The organism is Polaromonas sp. P4_F4, assembly GCF_056401355.1.
Map to the genome: position 1 here is coordinate 169,455 of NZ_JBFUJO010000010.1, position 17,770 is coordinate 187,224.

The window sequence follows — 17,770 nt, forward strand, 5'->3', positions numbered from 1 at the left end:
AGTCCTGCCCATGACAAAAAATTTTTACGAATTCAAACCTTACAACGTCGGCCGCTGGCTGCTGTGGACGCTTTATGCGTTGCTGCTGGTGGTGGCGCCATTGCTGTTCAAAAGCAGCCTGGCGCTCACCATGCTGTCGCAGGCCGGCTACCTGGTCGTCATCTGCCTGAGCTACAACATCCTGCTGGGGCAGGGCGGCATGCTGAGTTTTGGCCATGCGGTGTATGCGGGCCTGGGCTCTTTCCTCGCCGTTCATGCCATGAACATGGCCGCCAAAGGCAGCTTCTACATTCCCCTGTCGCTGATTCCACTGGTGGGTGGTCTGTCAGGCCTGTTTTTTGCCGCGTTGCTGGGCTATGTCACCACCAAAAAAGCGGGTACGACCTTTGCCATGATCACGCTGGGCGTGGGCGAGCTGGTATTTGCCATGTCGCTGATGTTCCCCGAGTTTTTTGGCGGTGAGGGCGGTATTACCACCAACCGGGCGTACGGCAAGCCGTTTCTGGGCGTCAGCTTCGGGCCGCAGATCCAGGTCTATTACCTGATCGCGTTTTATTGTTTTATCTGCACAGCGGCCATGTTTGCCTTCACACGCACCCCGTTGGGCCGCATCCTGAACGCGGTGCGCGACAACCCCGAACGGGTGGAGTTCATTGGCTACAACACGCAGCGGGTGCGCTACTACGCTTTCATCATTGCGGGCTGTTTTGCAGGCATCGGGGGAGGGCTGGCGGCCATCAACTCTGAAATCGTCACGGCGGAGGTGGTCAGCGGCGTGCGTTCGGGCAGCTTGCTGCTGTTCACCTTCCTGGGTGGCGCCACCTTCTTTTTTGGTCCCATCATCGGCGCGGGCCTGCTGGTGCTCGCGCTCATCCTCCTTTCCGAACTCTCGATGGCCTGGCTGCTGTATGTCGGCCTCATCTTCCTGTTCATGGTGATGTATGCGCCTGGCGGCCTCGCCAGCCTCATCATGATGAATTTTCGTGTGGCCTCCTTTGGAAAGCTCAAGGAACTTTGGGTGGGGTACCTGGGCCTGGCCGTCACGGCGCTGGTGACGCTGGCCGGTGCGGCGGCCATGGTGGAGATGGTGTATCACCTGCAACTCAACGCGGCCCTCGGCGCCGAGCTGGGGTTCATGGGGATCCGGTTGAATGCCCTCAACATCAACAGCTGGCTGGGAGCAGGTTTTGTCCTGATGACCGGTTTGGGACTGTTTGAACTCACGCGCCGGCAATTTCTGCGGCAATGGGGCGACGTACAAAATGAGATTGAAAAAGAAATCAAGCGAAGGGAGCTGCTATGACCATGGCCTCTCCTGAAATTGCCACCGCTTCCGCCGCTGCTGCGGCAACCAACTGGTCCCTCGAGCTGAAAGACCTGCGCAAAAGCTTTGGCAAGACCGAAATCATTCGCGGCGCCAACCTGAAAGTCGCGGCGGGTGAGCGGGTGGCCATCATCGGGCCGAACGGCGCGGGCAAGTCCACGTTGTTCAACCTGATCAGTGGCCGCTTCGAGCCCACCAGTGGCCAGGTGCTGCTCAATAACCAGCGCATCGACGGCAAGAAGCCTTTCGAAATCAATCGCATGGGCCTGTCGCGCAGCTTCCAGATCACCAACATCTTTCCCAAGCTCAGCGTGTTTGAAAACCTGCGCTGTGGCGTGCTCTGGAGTCTGGGCTACAAATACACTTTCCTCAGGTTCCTGGCCGACCTGGATGACGCCAATGAACGGGCCGAAGAACTCATGGCCATGATCAAGCTCGAGAAAAAGCATGACGTGCTGGCCACCAACCTGACATATGCCGAGCAGCGCGCGCTGGAAATAGGCATCACCATCGCCGGCGGCGCCAGCGTGATCCTGCTGGACGAGCCTACGGCCGGCATGAGCCGTTCTGAAACCAGCCGCTTCATCAACCTGATCAAGGAGGTCACGGTGGGCAAGACGCTGCTGACCGTGGAGCACGACATGGGCGTGGTGTTTGGCCTGGCCGACAAGATTGCGGTGGTGGTGTATGGCGAAATCATCGCTTATGACACGCCCGAAGCGGTGCGTGCAGACCAGCGCGTACAGGAAGCATACCTGGGTTCATCTGTTGCCGACGCACAGGCAGGGGGGAAAGCATGAGCCCCCACGTTCGGCACTTCGTGTCCTCTCTGCCCCCCGAGGGGGCGTCGGCCTCCTCGGGGCGGCCCGTCGGAGGTATGAGCCCCCACGTTCGGCACTTCGTGTCTTCTCTGCCCCCCGAGGGGGCGTCGACCTCCTCGGGGCGGCCCGTCGGAGTCCTGTGATGCTGCACATTCAAAACCTCCATGCCTTCTACGGCAAGAGCCATGTGCTGCACGGCGTCTCATTCGATGTGCAACCGGGCGAAATCGTGGCCTTGCTGGGCCGCAACGGCTCGGGGCGTTCCACCACGGCCAAGGCCATCATGGGTCTGGTGGATTGCCAGGGTTCCATCCTCTGGAAAAAAGAGGAAATCGTCGGAAAGAAGGCCTACCAGATTGCGCATCTCGGTATTGGCTACGTCCCGGAAAACCGCGACATCTTTCCCAAGCTGACGGTGCATCAAAACCTGCTGCTGGGTCAAAAAGGGTCTGGAAAAGGATCGCGCTGGTCTTTTAATGACATGTACACCATGTTTCCGCGGCTGCTGGAGCGCCAGCACACCGAAGCCGGGGTTTTGTCGGGTGGCGAGCAGCAGATGCTCACGCTATGCCGCACGCTCATGGGCGACCCGGACCTCATCATCATTGACGAACCCACAGAAGGCCTGGCGCCGAAAATTGTGGAACTGGTCGGCCAATACCTGCAAACGCTCAAGGCCAAGGGCGTTTCGGTGCTGCTGATCGAGCAGAAGCTCACCATCGCCATGGCGATTTCCGACCGGGCGTTGGTCATGGGGCATGGCAGCATCGTGTTTCACGGTACGCCCGACAGCCTGCGGGCCGACGCGTACATCCGAAAAGAATGGCTGGAAGTGTAAGAAAGTCCCGGAGGTTGTCACCGCTGGGACAAACAGGGGCGGTATTGTGCTTGTACGGTTGCGCAGCCACCCTACAATAAGAAAAAGAACGATCGTACTATTTTTCTGGCGGGGTGCTTAACCCCTGGGGCCGAAACAACTGAAACTTCACTCAAGGAAAGACAACCGCAATGACAACCCATTACGAAGTTCGCGGCACGGTGGCGCTGATCACGCTGAACAACCCGCCCGTCAACGGCCTCGGCTATGCCACCCGTTCCAGCATTACCGACAACCTGCAAAAAGCCAACGCCGACGCGGCCGTCAAATCCATTGTGCTGACCGGCGCGGGCAAGGCCTTTTCAGGCGGCGCCGACATCAAGGAATTTGGCACCCCAAAGGCGCTGCTGGAACCCAACCTGCTCAGCGTGATTCGCGCGGTTGAAAATTCCTCCAAACCGGTGGTGGCGGCCATCCACACGGTCTGCATGGGGGGTGGACTGGAGCTGGCCCTGGGCTGCCACTACCGCATCGTGGCACCTGGCTGCAATGTGGCATTGCCCGAGGTCAAGCTGGGCCTGTTGCCTGGCGCAGGAGGTACCCAGCGTCTGCCGCGCGCAGTGGGTGTTGAACCCGCATTGAACATGATCGTGAGCGGAGAGCCCGTCAAGAGCGAATTGCTGGCGCAGATTACGGGGCAGAAGCTGTTTGACAGGATGGCCGCCTCGCCGGAGTCGCTGACAGAAGAGGCCCTGGCCTTTGCCCAGGCGATTGCCGACACCCGCCCGCTGCCGCTGGTGCGCAACCTGCCGTGCAAGCATCCTGATGGCGATGCCTACTTCCAGTTCGCCCGCAACATGGTCAAGGGCATGGCGAAAAATTTCCCCGCACCGCTCAAATGCGTGGATGCCGTGGAAGCCGCCACCAAAAAGAAATTTGAAGACGGGCTGGCGTTTGAGCGCGAGCTCTTCATCAACCTGATGTGGACACCTGAAAGCCGCGCGCTGCGCCACATTTTCATGGCCGAGCGTGCTGCTTCCAAGATTCCTGATGTGCCGGAAGATACGCCCAAGCGCGAGATCAACTCGATTGCCGTGATTGGTGCCGGCACCATGGGTGGCGGCATCGCCATGAATTTCCTGAACGCCGGCATTCCGGTCAAGATGCTGGAGATGAAGCAGGAAGCGCTGGACCGCGGCATTGCCACCATCCGAAAAAACTACGAAGCGCAGGTCAAAAAAGGCAAGCTCAAGCAGGACAAGTACGAGCAGCGCATGAGCCTGCTCGGCACCACGCTGAGCTACGACGACCTGAAAGACGTCGACATGGTGATTGAGGCCGTCTTTGAGGAGATGGGTGTCAAGGAAAAGGTCTTCACGGAACTGGACAGCGTGATGAAGCCGGGCGCCATTTTGGCCTCCAACACCTCGACGCTGGATGTCAACCAGATCGCCGCTTTCACCAAACGCCCCCAGGACGTGGTGGGCATGCATTTCTTCAGCCCCGCCAACGTGATGAAGCTGCTGGAGGTCGTGCGCGGCGCCAAAACCGGCAAGGACGTACTCGCCACCGTGATGGCGCTCGGCAAAAAGATCAAGAAGACGGCCGTGGTCTCGGGCGTTTGCGATGGGTTTATCGGTAACCGCATGATCGAGCAGTACGGCCGCCAGGGCGGCTTCCTGCTCGACGAAGGCTGCACGCCCGAGCAGGTCGACAAGGCGATTGAAAAGTTTGGTTTCGCCATGGGGCCCTTCCGCATGGGCGACCTGGCCGGCAATGACATCGGCTGGGCCATCCGCAAGCGCCGCTATACCGAAAAACCGGACATGAAGTACAGCAAGACCGCCGACCTGCTGTGCGAAAAAGGCCGCTTCGGCCAGAAGACCGGTGCCGGCTGGTACGACTACGTGCCCGGCAAGCGCGACGCGATCCCGAACGCCGAGGTCGTCAAGATGATCGATGACCACCGCAAGTCACTGGGCATCACGCCGCGCAAGATCTCCGACGAGGAAATCGTGCAGCGCTTGGTGTATTCGCTGGTCAACGAGGCCGCGCACATCCTGGAGGAGGGCATCGCCTCCAAGGCCAGCGATATCGACATGGTCTACATCATGGGTTACGGCTTCCCGGTCCACCGCGGCGGCCCCATGCTGTACGCCGATCAGATGGGCCTCTTCAACGTGGTGCAGAGCATGAACCGCTTTGCGCAGAACCCGCTGGACGACGCAAGTTTCTGGAAACCGGCACCGTTGCTGGCCAGGCTTGCTGCAGAAGGCAAGACTTTCAACTGATGCAATGACATGACTGGCTTCTTCGCCTACGGACTGGCTTCGTTTGTGACGCTGGGTGTCCTGGGGCAGGCGTCCCAGAGCCTGTCCAGTCCGCCATTGAAGACACTGTGCTGGTACATGGCCGCGCTATGCCCTTTTTGGGTCGGCATGGCCGGCATCTTTGTGATCGGTAACTTTGACTCATCCGGTTCGCGATTTGGAGAAGAGTGGGCCTGGGCATGGGGGCTCAGCCACATGGCTTTTTTTGCGCCAACGATTTGTAGCTGGCTTTTGGTCCGGACATTTGCAGGGTCAGCCCCGAAGCTGACCGATTTATTCAAGAAGGGATAACTTTTATGACATCCGCCGTTATTGTTTCCACCGCCCGCACGCCCCTGGCCAAAAGCTGGAAGGGTTCCTTCAACATGACGCACGGCGCCACCCTGGGCGGCCACGCCGTAGAGCATGCGCTCAAGCGCGCCGGCATTGACGCGGCCGAAGTTGACGACGTCATCATGGGCTGCGCCACACCGGAAGGCGCCACCGGCGCCAACATCGCGCGCCAGATTGCGCTGCGCGCCGGTTGCCCCGTCACCGTGTCGGGCATGACGGTCAACCGCTTTTGTTCTTCCGGCCTGCAGACCATTGCGCTGGCAGCCCAGCGCGTGATCGCCGGCGAAGCCGACATTTACGTGGCCGGCGGCGTGGAAAGCATTTCCTGCGTGCAGCAGGAAATGAATACCCACATGCTGCAGGAAAGCTGGTTGGCCAAAAACAAACCCGAGATTTACTGGAACATGCTGCAAACCGCCGAGCAGGTCGCCAAGCGCTACAACATCTCGCGCGACCGCATGGACGAATACGGCGCGCTCAGCCAGCAAAAAGCCACCGCTGCACTCGCTGCCGGCCGCTTTGAAGCCGAGATCGCACCCATTACCGTCACAGCTGGCGTAGCCGATCCGGTGATGGGCCTGACCACCAAACAGGTCACCGTGAGCAAGGACGAGGGAATTCGCGAAGGCACGACCAAGGAAGGCATCAGCGGCATCAAGCCCGCCATCCCCGGCGGTGTCATCGCGGCCGGCAATGCCAGCCAGTTTTCCGACGGTGGTGGCGCGGTGGTGGTGATGCACGAAAAAGTGGCCGAGAAAAAGGGCCTGCAACCGCTGGGCCGCTTCCTCGGCTTTGCGGTGGCTGGCTGCGAGCCCGATGAAATGGGCATCGGTCCGGTTTTCGCCATTCCCAAGGTGCTGGCCAAACTGGGCCTGAAGATCAGCGACATCGACCTCTGGGAACTGAATGAAGCCTTCGCCGTGCAGGTGCTGTACTGCGCCGACAAGCTGGGCATTCCCATGGACAGGCTCAATGTCAATGGCGGCGCGATTGCCGTCGGCCACCCTTACGGCGTTACGGGTCAGCGCCTCACCGGCCACGCCCTGATCGAAGGCAAGCGCCGCGGTGCCAAGCGTGTTTGTGTGACCATGTGCATTGGCGGTGGCATGGGTGCGGCCGGCGTTTACGAAGTCCTCTAAACCGGGCAATCACCATGAATGAAACCCTGCTCCTTCAGAAAGGGCAGGCGTTTCCTGCCTTGCCGCCTTCATGTGTGCCGGGGAGCTCGCCATGAGCCTCAGGCCCACCCTTGATTTCCTGCTTTACCAGTGGCTGGACGCCGAGTCGCTGAACCGGCGCGAACGCTTTGCCGACCACTCGCGCGAGACCTTTGATGCGGTGTTTGACACCTGCGAGCGCATTGCCCGCGAAAAATACGCACCGTTCAATCGCACGGTCGACGCCCAGGAGCCCCACTTCGACGGTGAAAAAGTCATCCTCCCGCAGGCCACGCACGACGCCCAAAAAGCCTATGCGGCCTCCGGCATGCTGAGCGCCGCGCAGGACTATGAGGTCGGCGGCATGCAGTTGCCCTACACCGTGGAAGCGGCGGCCAACGCTTTTTTTGCCATGGCCTCGGTCAGCATCGGCTCGGGCATGTTGACCACAGGCAATGCCAATTTGCTGATGGTGCACGGTACCGACGCGCAAAAGGATGTGTTTGCCAAAAATGAGTTTTCGGGGCGCTTCTCGGGCACCATGTGCCTGTCGGAGCCGCAGGCCGGTTCATCCCTCAGTGACGTCATCACGCGTGCCGTGCCCGATGGCGCAGGCTTTGAAACTGACCCGCTCGGCCCGCGCTATCGCCTCAAGGGCAACAAGATGTGGATTTCGGCGGGCGAGCATGAGCTGACCGAGAACATCATCCACCTGGTGCTGGCCAAGATCCCCGGCCCCGACGGAAAGCTGATCCCGGGAACGCGGGGCATTTCGCTGTTCATCGTGCCCAAGAAGCTGGTCGATCCAGCGGGCCAGCTCACCGGCGTTCGCAATGACGTGGCGCTGGCCGGCCTGAACCACAAGCTGGGCTGGCGCGGCACCACCAACACGCTGCTCAATTTCGGCGAAGGCAAGTACCCGGTGAACGGCGAGGCGGGTGCCATCGGCTACCTGGTTGGCAAGCCGCATGAAGGACTGCGCTGCATGTTCCACATGATGAACGAGGCGCGCATCGGCGTAGGCACGGCGGCGACCATGCTGGGCATGGCGGGCTACTACGCCAGCCTCGACTATGCCCGGAACCGGCCCCAGGGCCGGCCCGTCGGCCCTGGAGGCAAGGATGCTGCCCAGCCGCAAATCCGCATCATCGAGCATGCCGACGTCAAGCGCATGCTGCTGGCGCAAAAGGCCTACTGTGAAGGCGCGCTGGCGCTGGAGCTGTATTGCGCCCGCCTGGTCGACGAACACCATACTGGCGAGCCCCAGGCCGCCGACGACGCGCGCCTGCTGCTGGAGGTGCTGACACCCATTGCCAAAAGCTGGCCCAGCGAATGGTGCCTGGAGGCCAACTCGCTGGCGATCCAGGTGCATGGCGGCTATGGCTATACGCGTGACTTTCCGGTGGAGCAATACTGGCGTGACAACCGCCTGAACATGATCCACGAAGGCACCCACGGCATCCAGGCGATGGATTTGCTGGGGCGAAAGGTGTTGATGGAAGGGGGCAGGGGCCTGCAACTGTTGGGGGCGCGCATCAATGCCACGGTGGAAAAAGCCGCCCAGGTGCCCGAACTGGCAACCCATGCCCATGCGTTGGGCAAGGCCCTGCAGCGGGTTGGCCGCGCCACCCAAGCCGCCTGGGCCAGCGGCAAGGCTGGCGAGGCCCTCGCCAATGCGGTACCCTATATGCAGGGCTTCGGTCATACCGTGCTGGCCTGGGTCTGGCTCGACGTGGCGCTGGCGGCCTTGGCCGTCGATTCTGCAAAATCGCTGGCTGCCACTGTGGGCAGACTGGCGGCCACCCGTTATTTTTATCATTACGAGCTACCCAAAATAGAAGCCTGGCTCCGGGTGGCTGAAACGCGCGACCTGACCTGTGCCGACTTGCCTGAGGAGGCGTTTTAATGGCTTTTTTCAAACCGTCGTCCACAACCGCTTCCAGCAAATCCGTGGCGCGCCTACAAGGCCTGATCTGGGTCCTGATCTATGGCGGCCTGCTGACGCTCGTCCTGGGCCTGTCGGTGGAGCGTACGGATGAGGCACTGGGCTGGTCGCTGGTGGTGGGCGGTGCGGTGGTGGCTGGGCTCGGTTTCATCCTGATCTATGTCCGCTCCAGAATCAAGGTCGGGCCATGATCAGGCACATCGCGATGCAAAAACTCAACGACACCGCCAATGCCCCCGATTTCAAGGCGCGTCTGCACCTGGACACCCGCCGCCAGCTGGTGCCTGGAATGCACGCATTTGAAGTCGCCATCAGGACACCCGGACTGGAAGCCAACTGCGATGTTGTGCTTTACTCAGAGTTTGAAAACAGCGCCGCTTTGACGGCCTACCAAAATCACCCGAACCGTGCTTGATCACGAAGTTCAACAATCAAAGGAGACGACCCATGACTGCCAGCAAGCCCCGTTCCATTCAACAGCTGTTTGACCTCACAGGCAAAACCGCACTTGTCACGGGCGGCTCGCGCGGCTTGGGCCTGCAGATGGCACAGGCGTTGGGTGAAGCCGGCGCCAAAGTCATTTTGAGCTCACGCAAGGCCGAAGACCTGGTGGAGTCCGCAGCCGAGTTGAACGCCGCTGGCATTGACGTCGACTGGATTGCCGCCGACTGCTCGAAGGAAGAAGACATCCGCGCGCTGGCTGATGAAGCCATCAAGCGCCTGGGACACGTGGATATCCTGGTCAATAACGCCGGTGCCGCCTGGGGCGCGCCAGCTGAAGACCATCCGGTGGAGGCATGGGACAAGGTGATGAATCTCAACATCCGCGGTTACTTCATCCTTGCGCAGCACATCGCCAAGCACAGCATGATTGCGCGAAAGTCCGGTCGCATCATCAACGTGGCGTCCATCGCCGGCCTGGGCGGCAACCCGCCCGAGATGACCACCGTCGCCTACAACACGTCCAAGGGCGCGGTCATCAACTTCACCCGCGCCCTCGGTTGCGAATGGGGCAAGTACAACATCACCGTCAACGCGATTTGCCCGGGGTTTTTCCCGAGCAAGATGACCGTGGGCACGCTCAAGGCACTGGGCGAAGAAAAACTCGCCGCCCACGCGCCATTGGGCCGCCTGGGCGATGACGAAGACCTCAAGGGCCTGTGTGTGCTCTACGCGTCAGATGCAGGCAAGCACATCACTGGCCAGTGGCTGGCGGTGGATGGTGGCGTGAGTGTCGTCACGGGCGGCTGATCAGGAGTTTGTGATGAATTTTGGCGCCGAAATCCCCTTCGTCACCCATCTGGGCTTCCAGCTGGAGCTGTTTGAGGGGGGTGAATCTGCCATTGGCTACACGCCGCGGCCGGAACACCTGAACTCGTTTTCCGTCACGCACGGTGGCGCGGTCATGACGTTGCTGGACGTGACCATGGCCACTGCCGCGCGCAGCGTGCAAAAAGACATGGGCGTGGTCACCATCGAGATGAAGACCAGCTTCATGCAACCCGCACCGGGCGACGGCGGCAAGCTCACGGGCAAGGGCCGGCTCATGCACCGCACCGCCACGATGGCGTTCACAGAAGCCACGCTCTACGACGACAAGGGCCGCGCCTGCGCACACGCCACGGGCACCTTCAAATACGTCAAGCGCTTGCCAACGGGGCCTAAAGCCGCCAATGGGCTCAATGCGCCCGTCAGTCCCATCTCGACGGACTGAACTTTTTTGGATGTCAAACCCGGATCAAACCCGGATCAAGCCTTTCAGGAATGGTCGCTGTAAGCTATCAAAAATATAGCATTGATAGAACCGAAAAAATCCTTTCCAGGAGACTCCCATGCCCATCAATCAACAAATCCTGCTGGACAACCGGCCCACAGGCGAAGCCGTTGCCGGTAACTTCAAGCTGGTCAGTAGCGAAACACCCGCCCTGAAGGACGGTCAGGTGCTGGTGCGCCATCATTTTTTGAGCCTGGACCCCTACATGCGGGGTCGCATGAACGACAGCAAAAACTACGCCGCAGCGCAGCCGCTGGGGCAAGTCATGATTGGCGGCACTGCCGGTGAGGTGGTGGAAAGCCGCTCGCCGAAGTTTCAGCCGGGCGATCAGGTCGTCGGCATGGGTGGCTGGCAGCAGTACAGCGTGGTCGATGCCGAACAACCCGGGGCACTGCGCAAGGTTGACACCACGCATGTGCCGCTCTCGTATTACCTCGGCGCAGTGGGCATGCCGGGCGTCACGGCGTACTATGGATTGGTGAAAATCATCGAGCCCAAGGCGGGTCAAACTGTTGCCATCAGTGCCGCGACAGGGGCCGTGGGCAGCGCCTTTGCCGCGCTGGCCAAAGCACGCGGCTGCCGCACCGTGGGCATAGCGGGCGGCCCGGAAAAGTGCCGGTATGCGGAGAAGGAACTGGGCTTTGATGCCTGTATTGACTACAAACAGCACCAGGATGCCGCATCGCTTTCCGCGGCCCTGCGACAGGCTTGCCCCAGCGGCATTGACGGCTACTTTGAAAATGTGGGTGGCATGGTGCTCAATGCCGTGCTGCCGCTGATGAACGACTTTGGCCGCATTGCCGTGTGCGGCATGATCGCGGGCTACGACGGTGAGCCCACGCCCATCACGTATCCGGCGCTGATCTTGCGGAGCCGTCTGAAGGTTCAGGGCTTTATCGTCAGCGAACACATGGAGGTCTGGCCTGAAGCCCTGAAAGAACTCGGCACGCTGGTGGCCACCGGCAAGCTCAAGCCGCGAGAGACCATTGCGCAGGGCCTGCAAGCCGCACCTGAGGCCTTCCTTGGTCTGCTCAAGGGCAGGAACTTCGGCAAACAGCTGGTCAAGCTTATTTAGCCTGTAGCCATCAGGCCAGGAGTCGTGCCATGGACATCACCCATGAAGTCTTCAACCAGCCGGAGCCGTTGGCAGGCTACAACCTGTTCGAAACCAACCGGCCATTGCGCGACGCGCTGAAGTTCAATGCACCGGCACTGGACACCACCGAGCTGGCAGCCCTGGGCGCCACGCTGGGCAGTGCAGAAATGCAAACACATGCGCGGCTGGCAAATATTCATGTTCCCGAGCTGCACAGCCACGACCGCTTTGGCCGACGGCTGGACCAAGTGGAGTTTCATCCGAGCTACCACGAGCTCATGAAATTGGCCACAGGCGCGGGCCTGCATGGCACGCCCTGGGGGAGCCCTCACCCTAGCCCTCTCCCAAAGGGAGAGGGGGTAAGCGCGGCGAATTCTCTCCCTCTCCCTCTGGGAGAGGGCAGGGGTGAGGGCTCCCCGCACGTCGAACGCGCCGCTGGCTTCATGCTCTTCACGGAACTCGAACCATCGGTGCTGTGCCCGATTTCCATGACCTATGCGGTCACGCCGGCGTTGCGCAGCAACCCAGCCATCTATGCCGACTGGGCTCCCGGGCTTACCCGCCGCGCCTATGACCCTGAACTCAAGCCATGGCAGGGCAAAGCCGGCCTCACCATGGGCATGGGCATGACCGAAAAGCAGGGTGGCTCGGACGTGCGGGCCAACACCACGCGCGCCGAGCCCGCGGGCCATGACGGCTGGGGAGCGCGTTACACCCTGACGGGCCACAAATGGTTTTTCTCGGCCCCCATGTGCGACGCTTTCCTGGTGCTGGCCCAAACCCCGGCTGGCTTGAGCTGCTTTTTCCTGCCGCGCGTTCTTTCTGATGGCAGCATGAACGCCATCCGTATCCAGCGCCTCAAGGACAAGTTGGGCAACAAGGCCAATGCCAGTTCCGAAGTGGAGTTCGAGGGTGCCCAGGCCTGGCTGGTTGGCGAAGAAGGCCGCGGCATTCCGCAAATTCTGGAGATGGGCACCATGACGCGGCTGGACTGCGCCCTGGGCACCAGCGGCCTGATGCGCCAGGCCTTGAGTCTCGCGCTCAACCACACGTCGCAGCGCAAGGCCTTCGGCAAATTGTTGATAGACCAGCCGCTGATGCGCAACGTGCTGGCCGACCTGGCGCTGGAGTCGGAAGCCGCCACGGCGCTGGCTCTTCGCCTGGCCCGTGCGTTCGACAAGGCCGCTGACGCGCACGAAGCGGTGATGGCGCGCCTGCTCACCCCGATCGCCAAGTTCTGGATCTGCAAGCGCGGCAGCCATTTTGCGCAGGAAGCCATGGAATGCCTGGGCGGCAACGGTTATGTGGAGGAGGGTGGCGCTGGCGTCATGGCGCGCATCTACCGCGAAATGCCGCTTAACTCCATCTGGGAGGGCGCCGGCAACATCATGGCGCTGGATTTGCTGCGCGCCCTGCGCAAGGCCGATGCCGTGGCGGCACTGGAGCATGAGCTATCACCCGCCAAAGGTGCGCACCCGGCGCTGGACCGCCTCGCCACCGCCTTGCCGGCCCGGGTGGAGAACATGGCCACCGAACTGGAGGCCCGCCGGCTGGCGCAGGATGTTGCGCTAGCCGTGCAGGCGTCGTTGCTGTACCAAGTAGCACCGCCTCCGGTGTTCAGCGCATTTTGCGATTCGCGCATTTCCGGCAACTGGGGCCAGGCCTTCGGCACGCTGGCTGCGGGCACCGATTTCGACGGCATCATCGCTCGGGCGATGCCCCGATAGACACAGACAGATCCAGGAGACATCCATGCAAGAGCTGATTCTTCACCACTACCCGACGTCGCCCTTTTCCGAGAAAGTCCGCTTGATTCTGGGCTACAAAAACCTGCCCTGGAAGTCCGTCGTCATCCCGATGATCATGCCCAAACCCGACGTACTGGCGCTGACGGGCGGCTACCGCAAGACCCCCGTGCTGCAAATAGGCGCAGACATTTACTGCGATTCCGCCCTGATCTGCGATGTGCTGGAGCACCTGCGGCCCATGCCCGAGCTCTACCCGGAGCCGAGCAAGGGCCTGGCGCGCATCCTGGCGCACTGGGCCGACCACACGCTGTTCTGGACGTCGATGGCCTTCAACACGCAGCCCAAGGGCATGGCACAGATGTTTGGCAACGCCGGGCCCGACGCGGCCCGAGCCTTTGGCGAAGACCGCAAGGCCATGAGCGCAGGCATGCCGCGCCTGCGCCCGGCTGACGCGGCAGCGGCTTACAGGTCCTACCTGCGCCGGATATCCGACATGCTCGATGACCTGCCATTTCTGCTGGGAGAGGTGCCGTGCATTGCCGACTTTGCGATGTACCACCCGCTGTGGTTCACCCGCGTGCGCACGTCTGTGCTGGCAGACATCCTGAACGCCACGCCCGCCGTGCTGGAGTGGATGGACCGAATGGCCGCCATTGGCCACGGCAGCATGGAGAAATTCAGCTCCACCGAGGCCATCGCCGTGGCCACCGCCTCCACGCCGGCGCCGCTGCATGACGATATTTTTCAAGACGAGCACGGCATCCCCCTGGGCAGCCGGGTGCTGGTCAGCGGCGAGAGCTTTGGCCCCGAGCCCACCGAGGGCGAGCTGATCGCCGCCACTCGCATGCACTTCACCCTGCGCCGCACCGACGAGCGGGCCGGCACGGTTCATGTGCACTTCCCGCGCATTGGTTATTCACTGAAAGCGGCCACACCCGCATGAGCGAGATCACATGGCGATTTGTTCCCTTTGACGCGCTGACCTGCCGGGAGCTGTACGAGGTACTGCAGTTGCGCAGTGCTGTTTTTGTGGTCGAGCAGGCTTGTGTCTTTCAGGACATCGATGGCGCTGACGTCCAGGCCATGCATTTGCTGGGCACGGTGTCCGGCCAGCTGGCGGCCTATGCGCGCTGCTTTGCGGCCGGCGTGAAATTCGCCGAGGCCAGCATAGGCCGCGTGGTCACGCCTGGCTCGCAGCGTGGCAGCGGCGCGGGACACGCGCTGATGCGCCAAGCCATCACGAGCGTGACGCAGCAATGGGGCCCACAACCCATCCGGATCGGCGCCCAGGCGCGGCTGGAGCAGTTTTACCGGCAGCATGGCTTCGTGAAAACGGGGGCGCCTTACAGCGAGGACGACATTCCCCACATCGAAATGCTGCGCCCGGCCTAGGGTCAATATTGTTTAGTTAAGTTATTCACCCTGAATCGGAATGACCAAAACCTTGACCCGCAATCCATGGATCCCGGATCAAGTCCGGGTGACAAACCAGAGGCAAGGGCTTGACTGAACCGTATTGGGCCAAGGTCGATTTTTTAAATTTCAGGTATGAAGGAGCGATAGATGATCACGGATTTCAAAGGCAAGACAGCGGTGCTGACCGGCGCGGGATCGGGTTTTGGCCTGGAGTGCGCGCGCCTGGGCGCCAAACTGGGCATGAACCTGGTGCTTGTTGATGTGCAGCAGGATGCGCTGGACCAGGCAAGCGCCGAGATCAAGGCCACCGGGGCCCAGGTGCTGTCCTTCAGGCTGGATGTTTCCAGTGCCGAACAGATGGAGGCCATGGGCAAGGCGGTATTTGAGCGTTTTGGCGCACCGCATTTTGTTTTTAACAACGCCGGGGTCGGCTCCGGCGGGCTGATCTGGGAGAACACCGTCAAGGACTGGGAGTGGGTGCTGGGCGTCAACGTCATGGGCGTGGTGCACGGCGTGCGCATCTTCACGCCCATGATGCTGAAGGCTGCAGCCAAAGATCCCGCCTGGCAAGGCCACATCGTCAACACCGCCAGCATGGCCGGCCTGCTCAACCCACCCAACATGGGCGTGTACAACGTGAGCAAACATGCCGTGGTCTCCTTGAGCGAAACCCTGTACCAGGACTTGTCGCTGGTGACCGACCAGATCGGCGCGTCGGTGCTGTGCCCGTTTTTTGTGGCCACCGGGATCGGCATGAGTCACCGCAACCGCCCGGCGGAGCTTGCCAGCAACAAGCCCACCAAGAGCCAGATGATCCAGCAGGCCATGACGGGCAAGGCCGTCGGTTCCGGCAAGGTCACCGCAGCCCATGTTGCGCAACTGGTGTTTAACGCCATCGCGGCCAACCAGTTTTACATCTACAGCCACCCCAAGGCCATCCATTCGGTACAGACCCGCCTCGAGGATGTGCTGCAGGCGCGCAATCCGACCGACCCGTTCGCCGACAAGCCTGAAATTGGACAGCAGCTCAAGCAGGCTTTGCGCGCGGCTTGAGGTGGTTGACGAGCTGCGCGCAGCAGGTCAAGGCGAGGCGCCGCCTTGCCGGTTGGCATGCCGGGTTAGTCGGCTTGTATAAAACATTGGCCTGCAGCCTTTGCCAGGATTTTCCGGACTGAGCACTCGTGCCTGGAAGCTTCCATAATCATGATTTATGACAACCGAAGGCTTCGCGCTTTTCGACACCCCCATTGGTCACTGCGGCATCGCCTGGGGCGAGCGTGGGCTGGCCGGCCTGCTGCTGCCCGAGCACAGCCTGGCGCAGACCCGCGCCCGCATGAAGCGCTTGTTTCCGCGAATGCACGAAATGCCTCCTTCGCCCGAAGCCCAGGCCGCGATCACCCGCATCACGGCTCTGCTGAACGGCGAGCGGGACGACCTGAGCGACATCGCGCTGGACATGCGCGATGTGCCGCCGTTTCACCAGCGTGTGTACGAGGTCGCTCGCGCCATTGCGCCGGGCCGCACGCTCACCTATGGTGAAGTGGCCGCGCAGCTCGGCGAGCCGGGCGCCGCCCGCGCTGTGGGGCAGGCCTTGGGGCACAACCCCTTTGCGCCCGTCGTGCCCTGCCATCGTGTGCTGGCCGTGGGCGCCCGCTCGGGAGGCTTCTCGGCCGGCGGTGGCGTGGCGACCAAGCTGCGCATGCTGCAGATCGAAGGCGCACAGATTGGCGGTGCGCCCGGTCTGTTCGACGACGACAGGTCACCCCCGCAGGCGCGTACTCCGGCCGACCCATTGGCCGACAAGCCCGGGATGGGCCAACAACCCAAGTAGGCGCTGCGCGCAGCCTGGCTGGCAACACGGTGGCATCTAGAAGCAATACGGTTCAGTTAAGGACCCGTGAAGCTCCCTCCCCTTCCGGGGGAGGGTTGGGGTGGGGGCCAGCGACGACCAGGTCAGTACGGCGGCCCGATGCCCACGCCGTGAGCCCCCATCCCGGCCTTCCCCCAGCGGGGGAAGGAGATGAGCGGCAATGCACGCGGTGTGCTAACTGAACCGTATTGCATCTAGAAGGGTACAGAATGCGATGACAGGTGGACACCGGAGCACTGCGCTATCCTTGCCTTTATTGCTCTCTATTTCCTGCCCCATTTCCAACCCATTCCCGCTGTTCATTTCATCCCGCCATGACATTCAAATTTTTCCCCACCGTGCTCATTGCGGCAGGCCTGCTGCTTTCGGGCTGCAATGACGCTCCGAACGCAGCGTCGGGCGCAACGGCGGCAAAAGCTGCAGCCACGCCGGTCTCACTAGATGCCATTGCCGCAGAGGCCAAGGGCTTTACCGTCGGCTCAACCCTGAGCACGCGCACCGTGTATGTTTTCTTTGATGCCCAGTGCCCGCATTGCGCCGCCTTGTGGAACGCTGCCAAACCCCTGAAGCCGCAAGCCAAATTTGTCTGGATACCGGTGGGTATGCTGAATTCGTCCAGTACTTCCCAGGGGGCAACCCTGCTGGCGGCCGCTGACCCTATTGCCGCAATGGATGAGCACGAAACCTCGCTTCTCGCCAAGCGGGGCGGTATCAATCCCGGTAGCAACATTGATATGCAAAAGGCCTCGGTGGCAAAGAACACCGAATTGATGAACCGTTTCGGCTTCGCTTCCATCCCGACCATCGTTGGCACGCATGCACAGACTGGCGCCGTGGTCACGCAGGAAGGCGCCTTGCGCACCCCGGCCCTCGCGGCATTGCTCGGCCTCAAGGATCCCGGCGGACAGCCGGCCGCGCCTGCACAGTAAGAACCTGTTTACGATCTATGTGGGGTCGCGTTGGGACGCAATCGGGATGAGTTGCTTGCCAACATCACGCGGCATGGGCTGATGCCCATGCAAGGGATTTGGTGAGCAAATCGCCCGATTTCGTCCCAACCCGCAGGGCAAGTGGATTCTCGGGCGGTCTGCGGCGTTGCAACATCAGCCAAGGCATCAGCCTTGGCCTGGATGTTGCGC

General features: G+C 61.6%; 18 protein-coding genes. All 18 read left to right on the forward strand.

Features of this window, described 5'->3' with window-relative positions; genetic code table 11:
- Positions 1 to 10 precede the first annotated feature (10 nt).
- The 18 genes from AC1DUR_RS13045 (at position 11) to AC1DUR_RS13130 (ending at position 17,560) form a co-directional block, all read left to right on the forward strand.
- On the forward strand, positions 11 to 1,303 hold the full coding sequence (locus AC1DUR_RS13045) for a branched-chain amino acid ABC transporter permease (RefSeq protein ID WP_477718141.1): 1,293 nt from the start codon (positions 11 to 13) through the stop codon (positions 1,301 to 1,303).
- 2 nt (positions 1,304 to 1,305) lie between these two features.
- Positions 1,306 to 2,124 (forward strand): ABC transporter ATP-binding protein, encoded by an 819-nt coding sequence (locus tag AC1DUR_RS13050; protein WP_477718142.1) that lies wholly within the window; start codon positions 1,306 to 1,308, stop codon positions 2,122 to 2,124.
- Between the two features lie 163 nt (positions 2,125 to 2,287).
- Positions 2,288 to 2,983, forward strand: coding sequence for an ABC transporter ATP-binding protein (locus AC1DUR_RS13055; RefSeq protein WP_477718143.1), 696 nt, complete (start codon positions 2,288 to 2,290; stop codon positions 2,981 to 2,983).
- 170 nt (positions 2,984 to 3,153) lie between these two features.
- A complete protein-coding gene (locus tag AC1DUR_RS13060) occupies positions 3,154 to 5,253 on the forward strand; it encodes a 3-hydroxyacyl-CoA dehydrogenase NAD-binding domain-containing protein (RefSeq protein WP_477718144.1) in 2,100 nt (699 codons plus the stop codon).
- Positions 5,254 to 5,262: 9 nt separating this feature from the next.
- On the forward strand, positions 5,263 to 5,583 hold the full coding sequence (locus AC1DUR_RS13065) for a hypothetical protein (protein WP_477718145.1): 321 nt from the start codon (positions 5,263 to 5,265) through the stop codon (positions 5,581 to 5,583).
- Positions 5,584 to 5,588: 5 nt separating this feature from the next.
- A complete protein-coding gene (locus AC1DUR_RS13070) occupies positions 5,589 to 6,764 on the forward strand; it encodes an acetyl-CoA C-acyltransferase (protein ID WP_477718146.1) in 1,176 nt (391 codons plus the stop codon).
- A 91-nt stretch (positions 6,765 to 6,855) separates the two neighbouring features.
- Complete coding sequence (locus tag AC1DUR_RS13075) at positions 6,856 to 8,688, forward strand: acyl-CoA dehydrogenase (RefSeq protein ID WP_477718147.1); 1,833 nt, start codon at positions 6,856 to 6,858, stop codon at positions 8,686 to 8,688.
- Positions 8,688 to 8,918: a hypothetical protein gene (locus AC1DUR_RS13080; protein ID WP_477718148.1), complete on the forward strand. Its 231-nt coding sequence runs from the start codon at positions 8,688 to 8,690 to the stop codon at positions 8,916 to 8,918. Before AC1DUR_RS13075 ends, AC1DUR_RS13080 begins: the two co-directional genes overlap by 1 nt.
- 14 nt (positions 8,919 to 8,932) lie before the next feature.
- Complete coding sequence (locus AC1DUR_RS13085) at positions 8,933 to 9,142, forward strand: Dabb family protein (protein WP_477718149.1); 210 nt, start codon at positions 8,933 to 8,935, stop codon at positions 9,140 to 9,142.
- A gap of 32 nt (positions 9,143 to 9,174) precedes the next feature.
- On the forward strand, positions 9,175 to 9,978 hold the full coding sequence (locus AC1DUR_RS13090; RefSeq protein WP_477718150.1) for an SDR family oxidoreductase: 804 nt from the start codon (positions 9,175 to 9,177) through the stop codon (positions 9,976 to 9,978).
- A gap of 13 nt (positions 9,979 to 9,991) precedes the next feature.
- Positions 9,992 to 10,441, forward strand: a complete 450-nt coding sequence (locus AC1DUR_RS13095) for a PaaI family thioesterase (RefSeq protein WP_477718151.1) — start codon at positions 9,992 to 9,994, stop codon at positions 10,439 to 10,441.
- 118 nt (positions 10,442 to 10,559) lie between these two features.
- Positions 10,560 to 11,576 (forward strand): NADP-dependent oxidoreductase, encoded by a 1,017-nt coding sequence (locus AC1DUR_RS13100; protein WP_477718152.1) that lies wholly within the window; start codon positions 10,560 to 10,562, stop codon positions 11,574 to 11,576.
- Between the two features lie 29 nt (positions 11,577 to 11,605).
- On the forward strand, positions 11,606 to 13,324 hold the full coding sequence (locus AC1DUR_RS13105) for an acyl-CoA dehydrogenase family protein (protein WP_477721658.1): 1,719 nt from the start codon (positions 11,606 to 11,608) through the stop codon (positions 13,322 to 13,324).
- Positions 13,325 to 13,349: 25 nt separating this feature from the next.
- Positions 13,350 to 14,288 carry a glutathione S-transferase family protein gene (locus AC1DUR_RS13110; RefSeq protein WP_477718154.1) on the forward strand — a complete coding sequence of 313 codons (939 nt, stop codon included), beginning with the start codon at positions 13,350 to 13,352 and terminating at the stop codon, positions 14,286 to 14,288.
- Positions 14,285 to 14,737 (forward strand): GNAT family N-acetyltransferase, encoded by a 453-nt coding sequence (locus AC1DUR_RS13115; protein WP_477718155.1) that lies wholly within the window; start codon positions 14,285 to 14,287, stop codon positions 14,735 to 14,737. The genes AC1DUR_RS13110 and AC1DUR_RS13115 overlap by 4 nt, the downstream gene beginning before the upstream one ends.
- Positions 14,738 to 14,908: 171 nt before the next feature.
- The gene (locus AC1DUR_RS13120; RefSeq protein ID WP_477718156.1) at positions 14,909 to 15,814 is read left to right on the forward strand and encodes an SDR family oxidoreductase; all 906 of its coding nucleotides are present in this window, start codon (positions 14,909 to 14,911) and stop codon (positions 15,812 to 15,814) included.
- Positions 15,815 to 15,971: 157 nt separating this feature from the next.
- Entirely contained in the window at positions 15,972 to 16,592 is a 621-nt protein-coding gene (locus AC1DUR_RS13125) for a methylated-DNA--[protein]-cysteine S-methyltransferase (RefSeq protein ID WP_477718157.1), read from the forward strand.
- A 353-nt stretch (positions 16,593 to 16,945) separates the two neighbouring features.
- Complete coding sequence (locus tag AC1DUR_RS13130; protein ID WP_477718158.1) at positions 16,946 to 17,560, forward strand: thioredoxin fold domain-containing protein; 615 nt, start codon at positions 16,946 to 16,948, stop codon at positions 17,558 to 17,560.
- The last annotated feature ends 210 nt before the right edge of the window (positions 17,561 to 17,770 follow it).